Below are 19,103 nucleotides of genomic sequence, written 5' to 3'. Positions count from 1 at the left end.
AAGATCACTGTAGCCCAATACCGCAACGGCTGATACCCCCGACCATGGTAGGGGGTGACGCGGATAATTTGGTAAGCACACTATCAGTCAGAAAACCAAGGAGCGGGCTCGGTCATCAGTTCATATGACTGCAATGCACCGCTCGCTAAAAACCAACCGGATTACATGACCATTCACTTGGGAGGGTGAAGACCATGGCCTATGCGGCTTCGTCGGGCGATGCCGTCCGACCGATGACGGGCGAGGAGAAGAAAGTCATCTTCGCGTCCTCGCTCGGGACCGTTTTCGAGTGGTACGACTTCTATCTCTACGGTTCGCTCAGCGCGGTCATCGCCGCGCAGTTCTTTTCCGGGGTCAACCCGACCGCGGCCTTCATCTTCGCGCTGATGGCCTTTGCCGCCGGCTTCGCCGTCCGGCCCTTCGGCGCCCTGGTCTTCGGCCGTCTCGGCGACATGATCGGCCGCAAATACACCTTCCTGGTCACCATCCTGATCATGGGCGTGTCGACCTTCATCGTCGGCATCCTGCCTAACTACGCATCCATCGGCATCGCCGCCCCGATCATCCTGATCATCCTGCGCCTGCTGCAAGGCCTCGCGCTGGGCGGTGAATATGGCGGTGCCGCGACCTATGTCGCCGAACATGCGCCGCACGGCCGCCGCGGCAACTACACCTCCTGGATCCAGACCACCGCGACTCTCGGCCTGTTCCTGTCGCTGCTGGTCATCCTGGGCTGCCGCGTGTCGATGTCGCCGGAGGATTTCAACGCCTGGGGCTGGCGCATCCCGTTCCTGATCTCCATCGTGCTGCTCGGCATCTCGGTGTGGATCCGCCTGATGCTGAACGAATCGCCCGCCTTCAAGAAAATGAAGGACGAGGGAAAGCACTCCAAGGCGCCGCTGACCGAATCCTTCGGTGAATGGAAGAACCTGAAGATCGTGCTGCTCGCCCTGTTCGGCCTCGTCGCCGGTCAGGCCGTGGTGTGGTACACGGGCCAGTTCTACGCCCTGTTCTTCCTGACCCAGACGCTGAAGGTCGATGCCCAGGCGGCCAACCTGATGATCGCGGCGGCCCTGCTGATCGGCACGCCCTTCTTCGTGATCTTCGGCACGCTGGCGGACAAGATCGGACGCAAGCCGATCATCATGGCCGGCCTGCTTCTGGCCTGCCTGACCTACTTCCCGCTGTTCAAGGGCATCACCCACTACGCCAACCCGGCGCTGGAGGAAGCCATCGCGACCTCGCCGGTCGTCGTGGTGGCCGATCCGAACGAATGCTCGTTCCAGTTCAACCCGGTCGGCACCAGCCAGTTCACCAGCTCCTGCGACATCGCCAAGAGCGCGCTGGTCCGGCGCGGCATCCCCTACACCAACGAAGTGGCCCCGGCGGGCACCGTCGCCTCGATCAAGGTCGGCAGCACGGTCATCCCCAGCTACACCGCAGCCCCGCAGGCCAGCACGACCGTGTCGCTCAGCCACGGCCCGACCGCCTCGCACGCGCCGACCGACGCCAAGGCCGCCGGCGCCGCCTTCGACAAGGGCCTGGGCGATGCGCTGAAGACCGCCAACTATCCGCCGAAGGCCGATCCGGCCCGCATTGACACGGTGATGGTCGTCGCCCTGCTCACCGTCCTGGTCATCTACGTGACGATGGTTTACGGCCCGATCGCCGCGATGCTGGTGGAGATGTTCCCGACCCGCATCCGCTACACCTCGATGTCGCTGCCCTACCACATCGGCAACGGCTGGTTCGGCGGCTTCCTGCCGACCACCTCCTTCGCCATCGTGGCAGCGACCGGCGACATCTACTCGGGCCTCTGGTACCCGATCATCATCGCCGCCGCGACCCTGGTGATCGGCCTGCTGTTCGTCCGCGAAACCAAGGACGTGGACATCTACCAGCACGACTGAGGCGAATTTGACCGGACAGCGAATTTGACCGTGCCATAATTCGGCAAAAGGAAACGGGCGGAGGGGATGACCCTCCGCCCGCTTGCCGTCCGCAATCCGCCGTCAGGCGATCGACAGCGTCGCCTGCTGCTGCAGAGCATCGGCCGACGCAAAGGCGGTGCCGGTGCTGGTGCCGAGCGGAGCGGCGCTGCGGCCCTCCTCATAGCCCTGGGCGACGTAATGGGCGGTCGCCGCCTGCAGGTCGCCGCCGAAGGCCGCCTGCAGGTCGGGATAGCGGGCCAGATAGGCGGAGGCATTGAAGTCCAGGCTCCGCCCCTCGTTCCGGCCGTAGGTCGCGTAATGCAGCGCCGCCGCCGTCGGATCGTTGCCGAAGGCCTGGATCAGATCCGGATTGGCCGCCAGATAGCTGGTGGCGTCGAAGTCGGCCTGACGGTTCTCGTTGCGGCCGACCTCGATGTAATGGCGGGTCGCCTCGGCCGTGTCGGTGCCGAAGGCCGCGGCAAGATCGGGGTTGTCGGCCAGATAGCCGGCGGCGTTGAAGGTCAGGGCGCGCCCTTCGCTCCAGCCGAAGGTCCGGTAATGATCGAAGGCGGCGTCGCTTTCGGTGTTGTAGACGGCGGCGAGGTCCGGGTTGGCCGCGAGGTAGGACAAGGCGTCGAACACCGGGGCGGTGGCGCTGGCAACCGTCTGGTCGGTGTACTGGATGAACTCGACATTGGTCAGCCGGTCGTAGCCGCCGGCGTCGATCACGTAGATCTCGCCGTTGTGCTTGACCGCGCCGCTGTCGGCCAGCGACGCGCTGCGGGCGACCGTGTCGATCCCGTCGCTGCCGTCGATGATGTTCACGCCGCTGCCGCCATCGAGCAGATCGTCGCCCATGCCGCCGTTGATGGTGTCGTCGCCGGCATAGGCGCGGATCGTGTCGTTGAAATCGGATCCGGTGAAGGTGTCGTTGCCGCCCAGCAGCGCCGCGCGGATCGCTCCGGGATCGGTGCCGGCGGCCTCCCAGCCCAGCGCCGTCGCGACCGGCAGGTTCAGCTGCGATACCGACAGGCCGGGGATGCCGTTCGTCGAGTTGGTGACGCTGGAGATGGTGCCTCCGGTCAGGGTCTGACCAGCGGCGTCATAGGTGAAATTGCCGCGGAAATCGGTGGAGCGGCCGTCGGCATAGTTGATGACGAGCTGGTTGGGTGTTGCCACGGCAACCGTGCCGCCCCGGATGCCCGTAACCCCGAGATCGTCGGTGTTGATGCTGGTCTGGGAACCGGCGCTGACCGATACCATTCGGACTCTCCTTAACCTTGCGTGTTCGACCAAAGGCTTCACAGCCCGGCAGAAAGAACAACGGAAGGCCGATTCTGTCCCGACCTCTCCGGGCGTGCGGTCGTACGGCCCCCTTTGCCCCCTCCGGCGGCGACGACACTCTTTTGCGTGCGGCCGAAGGTGGAGTCCCAACGTGGGCGCGGCGCCGGCACGCGCTCTGTGATAGGCTGTCGCTCGCAGGGAGAGAGAATCAAAAGCGGGATGCGAAAAGCCCCATGGAAAGCTGGTTCATCCTGGCCGCATCGATGGCCTATCTGCTGTCGCTGTTCGCCATCGCGTGGTACGGCGACCGGACCGGCGACCAGGGCGCCGAGCGGCGCACGCCCTGGCTCTACGCGCTGAGCTTCGGCGTCTACTGCACCTCCTGGACCTTCTACGGCGCGGTGGGGCGGGCGGCCACCGGGGGTTTCTATTTCCTGCCGATCTATATCGGGCCGATCCTGATGATCGGATTGGGCTGGCCGGTGCTGGCCCGCATCGTGCGGGTGGCGAAGTCGGAGAACGTCGTCTCCATCTCCGACTTCCTGTCGGCCCGCTACGGCAAGAGCCGCAGCCTGGCGGCACTCGTCACAGTCGCCGCTGTGATCGGGCTGCTGCCCTACATCGCCCTGCAATTGAAGGCGATAAGCGTCAGCTTCGAGATTCTGGCCGGGGCGTCGCTGGGGACCGACCTGAACCAGATGCCGGGTGGCACCGCGCTGATGGCGGCATTGCTGATGGCGGCCTTCGCCATCCTGTTCGGCGTGCGCAGCGTGTCGGCCAACGAACACCACCGCGGCCTGATGATGGCCATCGCCGCGGAATCGGTGGTGAAGCTGGCGGCGGCGCTGGCGGTGGGCGGCGCCATCGCCTATTCGGTCTTCGGCGATCCGGCCACCTTCTTCGAAGCGGCGGCGAACCATCCCGGCTTCCTCGACCTGATCCGGCTGGACAGCATCGGCGCCGACTGGTGGGTGGCCTGCCTGCTGTCGGCGCTGGCGATCCTGTGCCTGCCGCGCCAGTTCCATGTCGCGGTGGTGGAGAACACCCATGGCGGCGACGTGCGGTCGTCGGCCAAGCTGTTCCCCGCCTATCTGGTCGCCATCAACCTGTTCGTGCTGCCGGTGGCGCTGGCCGGGCTGATGCTGTTCCCGGACGGCACGACCAATGCCGACACCTTCATGGTCTCCATCCCCTTGAGCCAGGGCTGGCCGTGGCTGGCGCTGGCCGCCTTCATCGGCGGCCTGTCGGCGGCCACCAGCATGATCCTGGTGGAGATGGTGGCGCTCAGCACCATGATCTGCAACGACGTCGCCGTGCCGCTGCTGATGGCACTGCGCCCCGACGACCGGCGGCTGCGCGACGACCCGGCGGGCATCCTGCTGTTGATCCGCCGGTCGGCGGTGATCGTGCTGGTTCTGCTGTCCTACGGCTGCTACCGGCTGATCGGCCCGGCCTTCCCGCTGGCGACCATCGGCATGATGAGCTTCACCGCGGTGGCGCAGTTCGCCCCCGCCCTGCTCGGCGGCCTGATCTGGAGCCGCGCCAGCCGCGCCGGCGCCTTCGCCGGCATCTGCGCCGGCTTCCTCGGCTGGGCCTACACCATGCTGCTGCCGTCCTTCGCCGATGCGGGATGGCTGGCTTCCAGCGCCTTGCGGGAGGGGCCGTTCGGCCTGACCGGCCTCAGCCCGGTGGCACTGGCCGGCATCGCCGGCATCGACCCGCTGACCAATGCCGCGCTGTGGAGCCTGGGGCCGAACATCCTGCTGTTCGTGCTGGTCTCTCTGCTGACCCGGCCGTCGACGCTGGAGCGCCAGCAGGCCGCGCGCTTCATCAGCCTGCGCCGCTCCGCCGACGGAGAGGCCACCGGGCCGCGCGGTGCCACGCTGGCCGACCTGCACGATCTCGCCGTCCGCTATGTCGGGCAGGCCCGCGCCGACGCCGCCTTCTGCCGCTTCACCGGGGTGGAGGACGGCGATCTTCGCACCGCGTTGCTGACCCGCACCGACGGCGAGGCGATCCAGCTGACCGAGCGGCTGCTCGCCGGCGCCGTCGGCTCCGCCTCGGCCCGCGTGGTGGTGGCCGGCCTGCTGTCCGACCGCCGGCTGTCGCGCACCGACGCGCGGTCCATCATCGACGAGGCGTCGCGCGCCATCCTGAAACAGCATGAGCTGCTGCGCGCCACGGTGGAGAACGTGCCGCAGGGCATCGCCGTGTTCGACGAGGATTGGCGCGTCGCCACCTGGAACAACCAGTTCCTGGTCCTGCTGGACCTGCCCGACGGCTTCGTGCAGGTCGGCACCTCGCTGCAGGAGATCGTCGGGCTGATCGCGCGGCGCGGCGAATATGGCCGCAACGGCGAGATCGAAACCCTGCTGGAGCGCCGTTCCGACCCGCGCCGCCGCAACAAGCCGGACGTCTACGAGCGGGTGCGTCCCGACGGCACGGTGCTGGAGATCGCCACCAACCCGATGCCGGGTCCGAAGCCCGGCGGCGGCGGCTTCGTCGCCGTCTACACCGACGTCACCGAACGCCACCGTGCCGCCGCCGCCCTGCGCGAAGCCAACGAGACCTTGGAACGCCGTATCGAGGAGCGCACCCACGCCCTGTCCGAAGCAAAGGCGGAGGCCGAGCGCGCCAACCGCGGCAAGACCCGCTTCCTCGCCGCCGCCAGCCACGACCTGCTGCAGCCGCTGCACGCCGCCCGCCTGTTCCTGTCCGCCCTGGCCGAACGCAACGGCGACAGCGCCATCCGCCAGATCGACACCTCCTTGCGGTCGGTGGAGCAGATCCTGGGCGACCTGCTGGACGTCTCCAAGATCGACAGCGGCGTGGTGAAGCCGAACCCGGTGCCGATGCGCATCGAGGAGCTGCTGAAGCCGCTGGGTGAGGAGTTCACCGTCCTGGCGAGCCGCCACGGGCTGGGGCTGCGGGTGGTCGACTGCTCCGCCATCGTGCACAGCGACCCGACGCTGCTGCGGCGCATCCTGCAGAACTACCTCGCCAACGCCGTGCGCTACACCCGCACCGGCCGCATCCTGCTGGGCTGCCGCCGCCGCGGGGATTTCCTGTCAATCGAGGTGTGGGACACCGGTCCCGGCATTCCCGAGCACAAGGTTCCGGAAATCTTCATGGAGTTCCGCCAGCTCGACAACGACGCCGATGACCGTGGCAAGGGTCTGGGGCTCGGCCTCGCCATCGTCGAGCGATTGGCCGGCATCCTCGGCCACACGGTGCAGGTGCGCTCCAGGGTCGGGCGGGGCAGCGCCTTTTCCGTCCTGGTGCCGCTGACCGACGAGCCGGTCGCCGCCCGCGCCGTGGTGGTCCGCCCGCGCGGCCGCGACCTGAGCGGCGTCCTGGTGCTCTGCCTGGAAAACGAGCCCGCCATCGCCCGCGCCACCGAGGATCTGCTGTCGAGCTGGTCCTGCCGCGTCGTGACCGCGGCGGCGCCCGACCTCGCCCTGGCGAAGCTGGGTGGACGCACGCCCGACGTGATCCTGACCGACTACCACCTAGACCGCAGCCTGACGGGAGTGGAGGCCTTGGCGACCCTGCGCGCCGCGCTGGGCAGCGACCTGCCCGCCGCCGTGGTCACCGCCGACCGCGACGCCGCCGTGCGCGAGGACATCGAAGCGGCGGGCTGCCGCCTGCTCTACAAGCCGGTACGTCCGGGCGCGCTCAGGGCGTTGCTGGGGCAGTTGCTGGCGGAGGGGCAGCGGATGGCAGGGTGAGGGTTATGCCCCCTCCCTAACCCTCCCCCACCTTCGGTGGGAGAGGGGACTGCCGCCGCACGCCGACAAAGCTCCTGTCCCCTCTCCCGCGATCGGACCGGCCTTTGGCCGGCCGAGGGCGGGGGAGGGATAGGGAGGGGGCTACGCCTCCCTCACTCCACCGGGGGCGGCGGCGCGGACGACAATGCCAGCTGGCTCGCCAGCACCGCGGCCTGCGTCCTCGTCAGCACGCCCAGCTTGCGCAGGATCGTCGTGACGTGGGCCTTCACCGTGGTCTCGGCGACGTTCATCTCGTAGGCGATCTGCTTGTTCAGCTTGCCCTCGGCGATGCCGGCCAGGACGCGGAGTTGCTGCGGGGTCAGGGTGGCGGCGCGCTGGGCTGGGTCGGGGGCGTCGGTCTCGGGGCCGCCGTTGATCTCCGGCAGCCACAGCTCGCCGTCCAGCACGGCATGGATCGCCTCGACGATCTGGGTGTTGGGGGCGGATTTCGGCACGAAGCCGGAAGCGCCATAGTCGATGGCGCGCTGGATCGTCACCGGATCCTCAGACGCCGACACCACGATCACCGGGATCGCCGGATGTTCGGAGCGCAGCATCATCAGCCCGATCAGGCCGCTCATGCCGGGCATGTGCAGGTCGAGCAGGATGATGTCCGGCGGTTCCCCGGTGTCCAGCAGCGGCTTGATCTGCTCGAATCGCGACGCCTCCAGGATCACGGCGCCGGGGATCGCCTGCCCGATGGTCTGGGTCAGGGCGGTGCGCATCAGCGGGTGGTCGTCGGCGATCAGAATGCGGTGCGACATCGGCCTTCTTGGACTTTCCGGGTATGGACATTCCGGGTTTAAAACCGTTCCAGCAGTATCCGCTTGCAGCCGCCCGTTGACAACTGCGCCCAATGCCGCGCGTCGACGTTTCCGAGAGATTTTATCCTTATCCGTCCGCGGACGGAATGGCCCCGGCGCTGGTGCGTTCGTGGATGGCCTGTCGCCGGAAGCGGTACAACTCCGCCGGCCGGCCACCGGTCTGGCTTTCATACCGTCCGGTGGGCTCGACGAAGCCGCCGGAGATCATCAGACGCCGGAAATTCTGCTTGTGCACCCGCTCGCCAGACAACGCCTCCACCACCAACTGCAGCTGGTGCAGGGTGAAGGTCGGCGGCAGCAGTTCAAAGACGATGGGGCGATAGCGCAGCTTGCCGCGCAGCCGTTCCAGCGCGGTGGCCAGGATGCGCCGGCCGTCGCGCGCCATCGGACGACCCAGCGCCCGCGGCATCGGCCCGCCGGCCTGTACCGACGCATCGACCCGCGCGGCGAGATCGCGGTCGCGGAAGGACTCCACCACCAGCCCGGCCTCGTAAAGCAGTTCGAAGCGCTCCAGGACCCGCTCCATGTCCCACTCGGCCCCGTCCAAGCCGAAAGCCATCTGGGCGCGCTCGGCCCGGCGCAGGCGGGTCTCCTCGTCGGGGGCCGAGGCGATCCAGCCGCCGAGCGTCGGGACGATCACGCCGTCCAGCAGCGGCGGGCGCTGGTCGCGCCAATCCTCCCACGGGAAATGGTCGTAGAGGTCGCGCCATTCCGCCGAGGCATCGCCGCCCAGCGGGCCGTCGCGGACCAGGGCCAGATAGCCGACCACGACCGAGCGCGGACCGCCGAACAGTTCGTGCGGATCGCGGTAACGGTCGCCGAAGGTGTAGAGCTGCTCGACATAGCGCAGCGCGAGACCCGACAGCCCTTCCGCCACCGCGCGCACGCCCTCCTGCAGGGTGCGGAAACGGTCGGGCTCGAAGGGCGCGCCGGGCAGGGCGTCGCGATGCGGCAACGGCTCGTCGCCGCGCCGGTGGTCTTCCGGCACGGAAAAGCCGCTGCGCACCGTCACGACGCGCGGCGTCCCGCCGGCCACCGCGACGATGGCGACCGACAGGCCGAGTTGGAGGGGCTGGGTCACGGGGTGTACGCGCTTCTCCCTCTCCCCCCCGGGGAGAGGGGACTCAATGAGAGGTAGGTTCAGTCCGTTCAACGCTTGTCCAGCGGCACGAAGGGACGGGCGGCGTTGCCGGTAAAGAGCTGACGGGGGCGGCCGATCTTCTGGGCCGGATCCTCGATCATCTCCTTCCACTGGCTGATCCAGCCGACGGTGCGGGCGAGCGCGAACAGCACGGTGAACATGCTGGTCGGGAAGCCCATCGCCTTCAGGATGATGCCCGAATAGAAATCGACGTTCGGATAGAGCTTCTTCTCGATGAAATACTCGTCCGACAGGGCGATCTTCTCCAGCTCCATGGCGATTGCCAGATGCGGCTCGTCATGGATGCCCAGGCGGTCGAGAACCTGATAGCAGGTCTCGCGCATGATCTTGGCGCGCGGGTCATAGTTCTTGTAGACCCGGTGGCCGAAGCCCATCAGGCGGAAGCTGTCGTTCTTGTCCTTGGCGCGGCGGACGAATTCGGGAATGCGGTCGACAGAGCCGATCTCCTCCAGCATCTTCAGCACGGCCTCGTTGGCGCCGCCATGGGCCGGACCCCACAGCGCCGCGATGCCCGACGCGATGCAGGCGAACGGGTTGGCGTGGGACGAGCCGGCGAGGCGGACGGTGGAGGTCGAGGCGTTCTGCTCGTGGTCGGCATGCAGGATGAAGATCTTGTCCATCGCCTCGGACAGGACCGGATCGACCGTCCATTCCTCGCAGGGCGTGCCGAAGGTCATGTAGAGGAAGTTTTCCGCGTAGGTCAGGTCGTTGCGCGGATACATGAACGGTTCGCCGACCGTGTACTTGTGGGCCATGGCGGCGAGTGTCGGCATCTTGGCGATGAGGCGGTGCGCGGCGATCTTGCGCTGCACCGGATCGAAGATGTCGGTGGAATCGTGATAGAAGGCCGACAGCGCGCCGACGACGCCGCACATGATCGCCATCGGGTGGGCATCGCGGCGGAAGCCGCTGTAGAACTTGGTCAGCTGTTCGTGCACCATCGTGTGGTAGGTGATGGTGCGCTCGAAATCGGCCTTCTGCTGCGGGTTCGGCAGTTCGCCGTTCAGCAGCAGGTGGCAGACCTCCAGGAAGTCGCAGTTCTCGGCCAGATCGGCGATGGCATAGCCACGGTGCAGCAGGACGCCCTCGTCGCCGTCGATGTAGGTGATGGCCGAATCGCAGGCGGCGGTGGAGGTAAAGCCGGGATCGTAGGTGAAATAGCCGGTCTCGGCATAGAGCTTGCGGATGTCGATCACGTGGGGACCGGTGGACCCGCCCAGCAGCGGCAGCTTCAGCGTCTTTCCGGTGGCGTCATCGGTCAGCGTGACGGTGCCGACCTGGGTCACATCGCCGTGCGGCGTATGCTTGCTCGATTCCATGACCTTATCACACTCCTTGCTGTCCGGCCGCGCGGCGCCTTCCGGTCTCCGCCGCCGGACCATGGTGGTTGGCCCGTTCTTCGCGCGCTTTGGCACCTCGCGGCGCCGCGCCGTCTTCTCCCGGTCTCCGAAGGATCGGTCAGGATCGGAACCCGCACCCGTCCACTGTCGTTGACTCCTCCGGAAGATAGCAGAGGACATCATGACCGACACGCCTCAAACGCGCATCCCCTCCGAAGGAATGCCCCACCCAAACAAATCCGCATCGGACAAACCCGCATCGGGCAAATCCGGTTCCGATACCCACGACCAGACGCCGGCGGGCGAACGCTCCCCGCGCGAGGACATGAGCAAGACGCCCGGCGACGGCACCCTGCAGGACGCCACCCCGGCCGGCATGTCGTCGAAGGAACTGCGGGAACGGGCCGAAGACACCGACGGCTCGACCCAGCCCGGCACCGGCTGACGACATTCCGGCAGGCTGGATTCCGGGAGAGGCTCAGGCCGCCGGCCGCTCCACGCCGGTGCGCTCGCGCAAGGAACGCTCCAGACGGGCGGCCTCGCGCAGCAGCACCGGCAGAAGCTGGGCGGCCTGCGCCGTGTCGCCGTTGCGGCAGATCACCTCCATCCGCCAGGCGAGGTGCATGACCGCCATCCCGCCGAAACTGCCGGCGAGGCTGGACAGGTCGTGCGCCTCCCCGGCCAGCGCCCGCATGTCGAGGTCGCCGGCCGGGACCGACCGCGCCATCGCCGAAAGCCTTTCCAGCCGGCGGGACACGTCGTCGAGGAAGCTGTCGACGATCAGGGCAAGATTGTCGGCACCCACCGTCTCGACCAGATCGGCCAGCACCGCTTCGTCCAGAACTTCGCCGGGATCGCCGTCGCCGCTGCCATTGCCGCTGCCATTTCCGCCGCCGACACTGCCATCTGCCGCCGCATGTTCGCTCCCGGCCTCGGTCATCCAGCGGTCCAGCGCCGCCAGCAGTCCGGCGCGGCTGATCGGCTTGGTCAGGTAATCGCTCATGCCCGCGCGCAGGCACAGCTCGCGCGTGCCCGGCATGGCGTCCGCGGTGAGGGCAATGATCGGCAGGCCGGCGAGCCGCCCGCCGCGCGCGCGGATCGCCTGCGCGGCCTCCAGCCCGTCCATGCCCGGCATCTGCACGTCCATCAGCACCAGGTCGATGCCGCCGCGGCAGGCCGCCGCCACCGCCTGCTCCCCATCCTCCGCCACCTCGACCGTGTAGCCCAGCTTGCGCAGCAGGGTGGTGGCGAACAGCTGGTTGGTGCGGTTGTCCTCCGCCAGCAGGATGCTGCCGCTGCGCGCCGGCTCCTCGCCGCGGTCGGCAGGCTGTCCCTCGGCGGGCTGCCTGTCCGCCGAAGAGGGCGGTACGGCTGCCTGGAACAGTCCGGTCAGGCAGCCGGCCAGCGCACTCTGGCGCAGCGGACGGTTGAGGATGGCGTGGGCCAGCCCCTGGACCGGTCCGCAGTCGGCCCGTGCCGCGGGTCCCAGCCCGGCAATCAGCACGCGGCGGGTGCCGCCCAGCATCGGATTGCCGGCAATGGCCGCCAGCAGGGAGTCGCCGCCCATGCCCGGCATGGTCTGGTCCACCAGCACCACGTCGAAGTGCCGGCCGCCGGCCGCCGCGCGCGTCAGCGCCTCCAGCGCATCGGGGCCATTGTCCACCGTCGTCGGCCGGGCGCCCAGGCTGTCGAGCATCGCCGCCAGCACCCGGCGGTTCACCGCCAGATCGTCCACCACCAAAGCACGGCGCCCGGCCAGCGGCTGTTCGGCCGGCTGCGGCGCCTCGTCGAGCAGGGCCAGCGGCAGATCGACCAGGAAGCGGCTGCCGGCACCCAGGCTGCTCTCCACCGCGATGCTGCCGCCCATCAGTTCCGACAGCTGGCGGCAGATCGCCAGCCCCAGCCCGGTTCCGCCGAACTTCCGGGTGATCGACCCGTCCACCTGCTGGAACTTGTTGAACAGGGTGGGCAGCGCCTCCGCCGGAATGCCGATGCCGGTATCGGTCACGGTCATGCGCAAAACCAGATGGGCCTCGGTGGCGTCCAGCGCCTCCAGTTCCACCGCGACCGACCCCTGATCGGTGAATTTCACCGCATTGCCGACCAGATTGACCAGGATCTGCCGGATGCGTGTCGGATCGCCCAGCAGGGTGCGGCGCAGGAACGGGTCGATGTAGAAGCCGATCTCGATCCCCTTCTCGTGGGCGCGGGGGGTCAGCAGTTCCACCACCCCCTCCACCAGATCGGCGGGGTCGAAGGGCAGCGTTTCGATGGTGACGCGGCCGGCCTCCAGCTTCGAGATGTCGAGGATGTCGTTGATGATGGTCAGCAGCGCGTTGGAGGAGCTGCGGATAGCCTGGGCGAACTGGTGCTGCTCTGCCGTCAGGGGCGTGTCGAACAGCAGTTCCGTCATGCCCATGATGCCGTTCATCGGCGTGCGGATCTCGTGGCTCATCGCCGCCAGGAATTCCGATTTCGCCTGGGTCGCCGCCTCGGCGCGGGCCCGCAGGGCGTCGGCCTCCTCGCGGGCGGCGTCCAGACCTTCGGCCAGCGCGCACATGTCGGCCGCCTGACGCTGCAGTTCCGCCTCGAAGCGCTTGCGTTCGGTGATGTCGGTGCGGGTGCACACCAGCGCCCCGCTGCTGGTGCGGTTCTCCGCCACCAGGATCCAGCGGCCGTCGGGCAGTTCCCGCTCGAAAGGCGGGCCGGGATTGCGGTGCTGCGCCAGTTCCGCCTGGATCCACGCCTCGTTGTTCGGGCCGTCCGGATTGGCCGCGAATTCGCCGTTGGCGATCGCCGCGCGCAGGATCTCCTCGAAGGGGCGGCCGGGCGTCAGCAGCGGGGCGGTCAGCGGATGCGCCTCCCGGTAGCGCTGGTTGCACAGGATCAGCCGGTCGTCGGAATCGAAATAGGCCAGACCTTCCGGCACCGCTTCGATGGCGTCGTCCAGTGTCTGCTTGGCGAGCCGGAGTTCCTCCTCCGTCATCTTGTCGCGCGTGATGTCGGTATGGGCGCCGACCATGCGCACCACCCGCCCCTCGGCATCGCGGATGTGGATGGCGCGGCTCAGGATGTAGACGGTGTGGCCCTGCTTGTGGCGGAAGCGCTGCACCGCCTCGAATTTCGGGATCAGGCCGGCATTGTAGGCCCGCACCATCTCCAGGGCGGCGATGCGATCCTCCTCGAAGATCAGGCCCGCCCACATGTCCAGACTGTTCGCCAGCTCGTCGTCGCGGTAGCCCAGCTGCTCCTTCCAGGTGGGGGAGAACCAGATGGCGCCGGTGTCCAGCGCCCAATCCCAGATGCCGTCCCGCGTCGCCTGGACGGTGAGATCCAGCAGTTCGCGGTTCGACCGCAGTTCCGCCTCTTCCCGCTTGGCGTCGGTGATGTCCTGGACGACGCCCAGCAGCCCGATCGGCCGGCCGGCCGGCCCCCATTCGGCCATGCCGCGGATGAAGACGTGGCGCAGCGTGCCGTCCGGACGGATGATCCGCGCCTCGACGGAGAACCCCTCGCCGGTCGCCCGCGCCCGCTCGACCAGCGGGGCGATCTTCGGCAGATCGTCGGGATGGTAGGCGCCGCGCGACATGTCGACGGTCGGCGGGCCGTCCTGCGGGCTCAGGCCCATGATGCGGTAGACCTCGTCCGACCAGCGGCGGGTGTCGGTGACGAAGTCGATGTACCAGTGCCCGAACTGGCCGATCTCCTCGGCCAGGTTCAACAGCCGGGAGCGGTCGCGCAATTCGGCTTCCGCCTGCTGGCGCCGGGTCACCTCGCGGCGAAGCTCCAGCTCGTCCACCACCAGCCGGGCGAGCTGGGTCAGGGTTTCCGCCTCCCGCGCGTCAAACCCGCCGCGGGGGGCGTCGTCGATTACGCAGAGCGTGCCCAGCTTGTGGCCGTCCGCCACCAGCGGCGCGCCGGCATAGAAGCGGATGTTGGGTTCCCCGGTGACCAGCGGATTGCCGGCGAAGCGTGGGTCCTTCGTCGCGTCCGGCACCACCAGGACGCCGTCGTCGAGGATGGCATGGGCGCAGAAGGCGAGGTCGCGGTGCGTCTCCTCCACGCCCAACCCGATGCGGCTCTTGAACCACTGGCGGTTCCGGTCGATCAGCGAGACCAGCGCGATGCGCGTGCCGAAGAAATGCCGGGCGAGCCGTGTGATGTTGTCGAAGCCGGACTCCGCCGGGGTGTCGAGGACGCAATAGGACTCCAGAACCGCCAGCCGCCGCTCCTCGTCCGGGGGCAGCGCCGCAGGAACCGCACCGGCCGCGTCCCCGCTCAAGTGGCGTTCCCCTGGGTGGCATTCCCTTGGGTGGCAGCCCCGTCCGCGGCGCGCCACTGCTGCAGCTTGCGGTAGATGGTGGACGGGCTGATCTCCAGCATCAGGGCGGCGCGCGGCACGTCGTCGCCACTGAGCCGCAGGGCCTTGAGGATCATCTCCTTCTCCACCTGCCACAGCGGAAGGACGGCACCGTCCTCCGCCGGCTCGCCGCCTGCCGGGTTGCCGGCACCGGCGTCCATGCCGATCCCGCCGGCCCCGGTCAGGGGCGGCAGCATCTCCAGCACCACCTGCGGTCCGTCGTTCAGCACGACGACGTTGCGCAGCACGTTCTGAAGCTGCCGCACGTTGCCCGGCCAATCATGGGCGCGCAGCCGCGCCTCCACCTCCGGAGCGAAGGCCACCAGGGATTTCCCCTCCTCCCGCGCATAGTCGATCAGCAAGGAGCGGGCGATCTCGATCACGTCGTCGCCGCGGTCGCGCAGCGGCGGCAGGGCGAGCGGAATGACGTGCAGCCGGTAATAGAGATCCTCGCGGAAACGGCCGGCCTGCACCTCGGCCAGCGGATCGCGGTTGGTGGCGGCGACGAATCGCACGTCCACCCGCTCCTCCCGCCCGCTGCCCACCGGACTGACGGTGCCGGTCTGGACGAAGCGCAGCAGCTTGCTCTGCAGTTCCACCGGCATTTCGCAGATCTCGTCCAGGAACAGCGTGCCGCCGTCGGCCAGTAGCGCCGCACCCGGCCGGTCGCCCGCCGCCCCGGTGAAGGCGCCCTTCACATGGCCGAAAATCTCCGATTCCAGCAGTTCCTTCGGAATGGCGGCGCAGTTCAGCGCGATGAAGGCGCGGTCGCGCCGCGGGCTGGCGCGGTGGATGGCCTGGGCAGCCACCTCCTTGCCGGTCCCGCTCTCTCCCGTGATGAAGACGTTGGCGCGGCTGGCCGCCACGCTTTCGATGGTGCGGTAGACCGCCTGCATCTCGGGCGAACTGCCGATGAAACCATGGAAGCGCCCACGGTCGAGATCCTTGCGGTATCCCTCCACCATGCGCGCCAGCGTCCGCCGTTCCAGCGCATTGCGCAAGGTCAGGTTCAGGCGGTCGGCATTGAAGGGCTTCACGATGAAGTCGAAGGCGCCCAGCTTCATCGCCTCCACCGCCAGATCGATGGAGCCGTGGGCGGTGATGATGACCACCGATACGCTCGGGTCGCGGGCGTGCAGAGCCTGCAGCACCTCCAGCCCGTCCATGTCCGGCAGCTTAAGGTCCAGGATCACCGCGTCGAGCGGCGATGCCGCCGCGGCGTCCAGCGCCTCGCGCCCGCGGGTGCAATGCACGACCTCATGGGCGTCCGCGCGCAGGAACTCAATATACAGCTTGGCGAGCGGGACCGTATCCTCGATCAGCAGGATGCGGTGCTTCTTGGCGGAGGACACGGGCGCGACACTCGGACAGTCGGTGGCGGAGGAAAATTCGTCCACAGTGTAACCCGGCCAATGCCCCGCCGCCAGTCGGGGCGAGCCCTCCGACATATGACCTTCGACGGAGACTGCCTGCCTCGGCGGCTCCCGCCCCCTTACGCTCCGCTGTCGATCAGGTCGGTCCGCCCGATCCGCCGCAGCGAGACCTGGACACGGGCATTGTGCTCCCGGATCTCTCGTAAGGTCTGCAGCGTGAACTTCACATGGGCGTCGGCCGCAGCGCTCGCAGCATCCGCGTCGCCGGCCAGCACCGCGTCGGCGATGGCCAGATGCTGCCGCAGCAGAAGCTCGCGCACCCCCGGCCGGGAATAGAGGTCGGCGCGGTTGTAGAACACGTCGTTGCGCAGCAGGTCGGACAGGGTCCGCATGATGTGCAGCATGACGACATTGTGCGCCGCCTCATAGATCGCCAGATGCAGGTCGGCGTCGGAATCCGCCTCCTCCGAGCTGTCGTCCTTGCCGTGGGCGGCCTGCATGCGGGCGATGATGGCGCGGATGCCGTCGCGGTCGACATCCGTCGCCCGCTGCGCCGCCAGTCCGGCCGCCGCCGCCTCGATGGAGCGGCGGAACTCCAGATAGTCGAAGGACGCGTCCGGCTTGTTGCGCATCAGCGTCATCAGCGGGTCGGCGATCTGCGACAGGAAGGTGGCGACATGGGTGCCGCCGCGCCCGGTGACCAGCAGGCCGCGCTCCTCCAGCTTGGCGATGGCATCGCGCAGCGATGGGCGCGACACGTCCAGCTTCACCGCCAACTCGCGTTCGGCCAGCAGCTTTTCCCCCGGACGGAGCGCGCCTTCCAGGATCAGCCGTTCCAGATGCTCGGCAATGGCGTCGGCCAGCTTGGCCGGTTTGATCGTCCCCTGCATTGGATCGGCGGCCCCTCCCTGCACCTCTTGGTCCTCTTCAATACCGGTGGACGGAACATGCGTCCAGAGGGGCGGCTGTCCGCCAGCGTCGCACCCCCTACCAAAGTGGGTTGTCCGGCAAACGATTCAGCCATTGCACAGTCTGGTAAAATCTTTTATCCAACTTGCACCGTATGGATAAGAGATGTCCACCGCAGTCCGTCTGGCAAGGGAGATTTCCCGAAACGGCCGGGCTGGAAAGGGCATCCACACGTACCGGGACAGGACGGACCAACCCCGCCAAGGGGCGCATCCGCACCGCCGCCGCGCGCCGAAGGGCGATGGCGGCGGTGAACGCCGCTGCATTGCCGATCGCCGGCCCTCCTCCGCGCCGCCATCCCGGCGCGGGAAGGCGGAGCCATGCCGACAGGCCGTGGAAAGCCGTCCCGGGACACCGTTCGGACCGACATCACGTCCCCCGAGAAGGAGGTCCCCGAGGATGAGCTGGTCGCAAGTCTACGACCCGATGAACAACATGTGGCTGTCGACGTTCTTCGCGTCGCTGCCGGTCCTGGTGATGCTGGGCGGTCTCGGCATCTTCCACATGAAGGCGCACCGCGCCGCCCTGCTGGGTCTGGCGGCGGCGCTGCTGGTGGCCGTCGCCGTGTTCGGCATGCCGATGGAGATGGCGGGAAAGACCGCGTTGCTGGGTGCGGCTTACGGCCTGCTGCCGATCGGCTGGATCGTCGTCAACATCATCTTCCTCTATCACCTGACCGAGCAGCGCGGCCAGTTCAAGATCCTGCAGGAAAGCATCACCGGCATCACGAACGACCGCCGGCTTCAGCTTCTGTTGATCGCCTTCTGCTTCGGCGCCTTCTTCGAGGGCGCGGCGGGATTCGGCACGCCGGTCGCCGTGACCGGCGCCATGCTGATCGGGCTGGGCTTCACCCCGCTGGCGGCCTCGGGCCTGTCGTTGATCGCCAACACCGCCCCGGTCGCCTATGGCGCGCTGGGCACGCCGGTGCTGGCGCTGGCCGCCGTCACCGGCCTGCCGCTGCTGGATCTGTCGGCGATGATCGGCCGGCAGCTTCCCTTCTTCTCGGTGCTGGTGCCCTTCTGGCTGATCGTGGCCTTCGCCGGCTGGCGCGGCATGGTCCAGATCTGGCCGGCCATTCTGGTCGCCGGCGTGTCCTTCGCCGTTCCGCAGTTCCTGGTGTCCAACTACCATGGCCCCTGGCTGGTGGACGTCGCCGCCGCCATCGTGTCGCTGGTCTGCGTCACGCTGTTCCTGAAGGTCTGGCACCCGAAGGCGATCTGGCACACCGCCGGCGGGGCATCCGCCCTGACGCAGGGTGTCGGCGCCGCCGTGGTCCAGGGCGAGGCGCGCCGCAGCCACGGCTATACCGCCGCCGAGGTCCGCCGCGCCTGGACGCCCTGGGCGATCCTCAGCGTCGTCGTCTTCCTGTGGGGCATCCCCGAGGTCAAGGCCTTCCTCGACGGCATCTCGATTTTCAAGTTCCCGATCGAGGGCCTGCACAACATGATCATGCGCGTTCCCCCGGTGGTGCCCAAGGCCCATCCGGAGGCCGCCGTCTACACCCTGAACTGGCTGTCGGCCACCGGCACCGGCATCTTCATCGCCGCCGTCATCTCCGGCTTCGTGATGGGCTACTCGCCGGCCGCGATGGTCAAGACCTACGGCCACACGCTCTACGCCATCCGCAATTCGCTGCTGACCATCTCCGCCATGCTGGCGCTGGGCTACACCACCCGCTACTCGGGGCTGGACACCACGCTGGGCCTCGCCTTCGCCAATTCCGGCTTCCTCTACCCGTTCTTCGGCACCTTCCTGGGCTGGCTGGGCGTGGCGTTGACCGGGTCGGACACGGCGTCCAACGTGCTGTTTGGCAGCCTGCAGAAGGTGTCGTCGGAACAGCTCGGCCTGCCGCCGACGCTGATGGCCGCCGCCAACAGCTCGGGCGGCGTGATGGGCAAGATGATCGACGCCCAGAGCATCGTCGTCGCCGCCGTCGCCACCAAGTGGCATGGTCATGAGGGCAAGATCCTGCGCTACGTCATCTGGCACTCGCTGGCGCTGACCGCGCTGGTCGGCCTGCTGGTGATGGCCCAGGCCTATCTGTGGCCCTTCACCGCAATGGTCATCGGCCGCTAAGGCGGCCTTCCCCCCAC

General features: G+C 68.2%; 11 protein-coding genes. 4 read left to right on the top strand and 7 right to left on the bottom strand.

What is annotated here, in order from left to right; genetic code table 11:
• Positions 1-194 precede the first annotated feature (194 nt).
• Positions 195-1,910 carry an MFS transporter gene (locus FZ983_RS05850; protein ID WP_149222646.1) on the top strand — a complete coding sequence of 572 codons (1,716 nt, stop codon included), beginning with the start codon at positions 195-197 and terminating at the stop codon, positions 1,908-1,910.
• Between the two features lie 102 nt (positions 1,911-2,012).
• Here the strand turns inward: FZ983_RS05850 and FZ983_RS34485 are convergent, their stop codons facing one another.
• Positions 2,013-3,194 (bottom strand): hypothetical protein, encoded by a 1,182-nt coding sequence (locus tag FZ983_RS34485; RefSeq protein ID WP_149222645.1) that lies wholly within the window; start codon positions 3,192-3,194, stop codon positions 2,013-2,015.
• 254 nt (positions 3,195-3,448) lie between these two features.
• On the opposite strand from FZ983_RS34485, the gene FZ983_RS05840 reads away from it, so the two are divergent.
• Entirely contained in the window at positions 3,449-6,943 is a 3,495-nt protein-coding gene (locus FZ983_RS05840; protein ID WP_149222644.1) for a PAS domain-containing hybrid sensor histidine kinase/response regulator, read from the top strand.
• A gap of 152 nt (positions 6,944-7,095) precedes the next feature.
• Here the strand turns inward: FZ983_RS05840 and FZ983_RS05835 are convergent, their stop codons facing one another.
• The 3 genes from FZ983_RS05835 to gltA form a co-directional block, all read right to left on the bottom strand.
• Positions 7,096-7,746 carry a response regulator transcription factor gene (locus tag FZ983_RS05835; RefSeq protein WP_149222643.1) on the bottom strand — a complete coding sequence of 217 codons (651 nt, stop codon included), beginning with the start codon at positions 7,744-7,746 and terminating at the stop codon, positions 7,096-7,098.
• Positions 7,747-7,873: 127 nt separating this feature from the next.
• Entirely contained in the window at positions 7,874-8,887 is a 1,014-nt protein-coding gene (locus tag FZ983_RS05830; RefSeq protein ID WP_149222642.1) for a hypothetical protein, read from the bottom strand.
• 68 nt (positions 8,888-8,955) lie between these two features.
• Positions 8,956-10,287, bottom strand: a complete 1,332-nt coding sequence (gene gltA, locus FZ983_RS05825; RefSeq protein WP_149222641.1) for a citrate synthase — start codon at positions 10,285-10,287, stop codon at positions 8,956-8,958.
• A gap of 202 nt (positions 10,288-10,489) precedes the next feature.
• Between gltA and FZ983_RS05820 the strand changes: the two genes are divergently transcribed.
• Positions 10,490-10,753 carry a hypothetical protein gene (locus tag FZ983_RS05820; protein WP_149222640.1) on the top strand — a complete coding sequence of 88 codons (264 nt, stop codon included), beginning with the start codon at positions 10,490-10,492 and terminating at the stop codon, positions 10,751-10,753.
• Positions 10,754-10,786: 33 nt separating this feature from the next.
• On the opposite strand, the gene FZ983_RS05815 is transcribed toward FZ983_RS05820, so the two are convergent.
• From FZ983_RS05815 to FZ983_RS05805, 3 genes are all read right to left on the bottom strand, one after another.
• Positions 10,787-14,590, bottom strand: a complete 3,804-nt coding sequence (locus FZ983_RS05815) for a response regulator (RefSeq protein ID WP_149222639.1) — start codon at positions 14,588-14,590, stop codon at positions 10,787-10,789.
• Positions 14,587-16,020 (bottom strand): sigma-54 dependent transcriptional regulator, encoded by a 1,434-nt coding sequence (locus FZ983_RS05810; RefSeq protein WP_149222638.1) that lies wholly within the window; start codon positions 16,018-16,020, stop codon positions 14,587-14,589. The genes FZ983_RS05815 and FZ983_RS05810 overlap by 4 nt, the downstream gene beginning before the upstream one ends.
• A 140-nt stretch (positions 16,021-16,160) precedes the next feature.
• Positions 16,161-16,931 carry an FCD domain-containing protein gene (locus tag FZ983_RS05805; protein ID WP_149222637.1) on the bottom strand — a complete coding sequence of 257 codons (771 nt, stop codon included), beginning with the start codon at positions 16,929-16,931 and terminating at the stop codon, positions 16,161-16,163.
• Positions 16,932-17,409: 478 nt separating this feature from the next.
• Here FZ983_RS05805 and FZ983_RS05800 point away from each other — a divergent pair, with 478 nt between their 5' ends.
• Positions 17,410-19,086 (top strand): L-lactate permease, encoded by a 1,677-nt coding sequence (locus FZ983_RS05800; RefSeq protein WP_149222636.1) that lies wholly within the window; start codon positions 17,410-17,412, stop codon positions 19,084-19,086.
• The last annotated feature ends 17 nt before the right edge of the window (positions 19,087-19,103 follow it).

Origin of the sequence: Azospirillum sp. B21, assembly GCF_008364825.1 — a bacterium.
Taxonomy (GTDB): Bacteria; Pseudomonadota; Alphaproteobacteria; order Azospirillales; family Azospirillaceae; genus Azospirillum.
The sequence above is the reverse complement of the archived record's forward strand: the minus strand, read 5'-3'. Positions and strand labels throughout refer to the sequence as shown.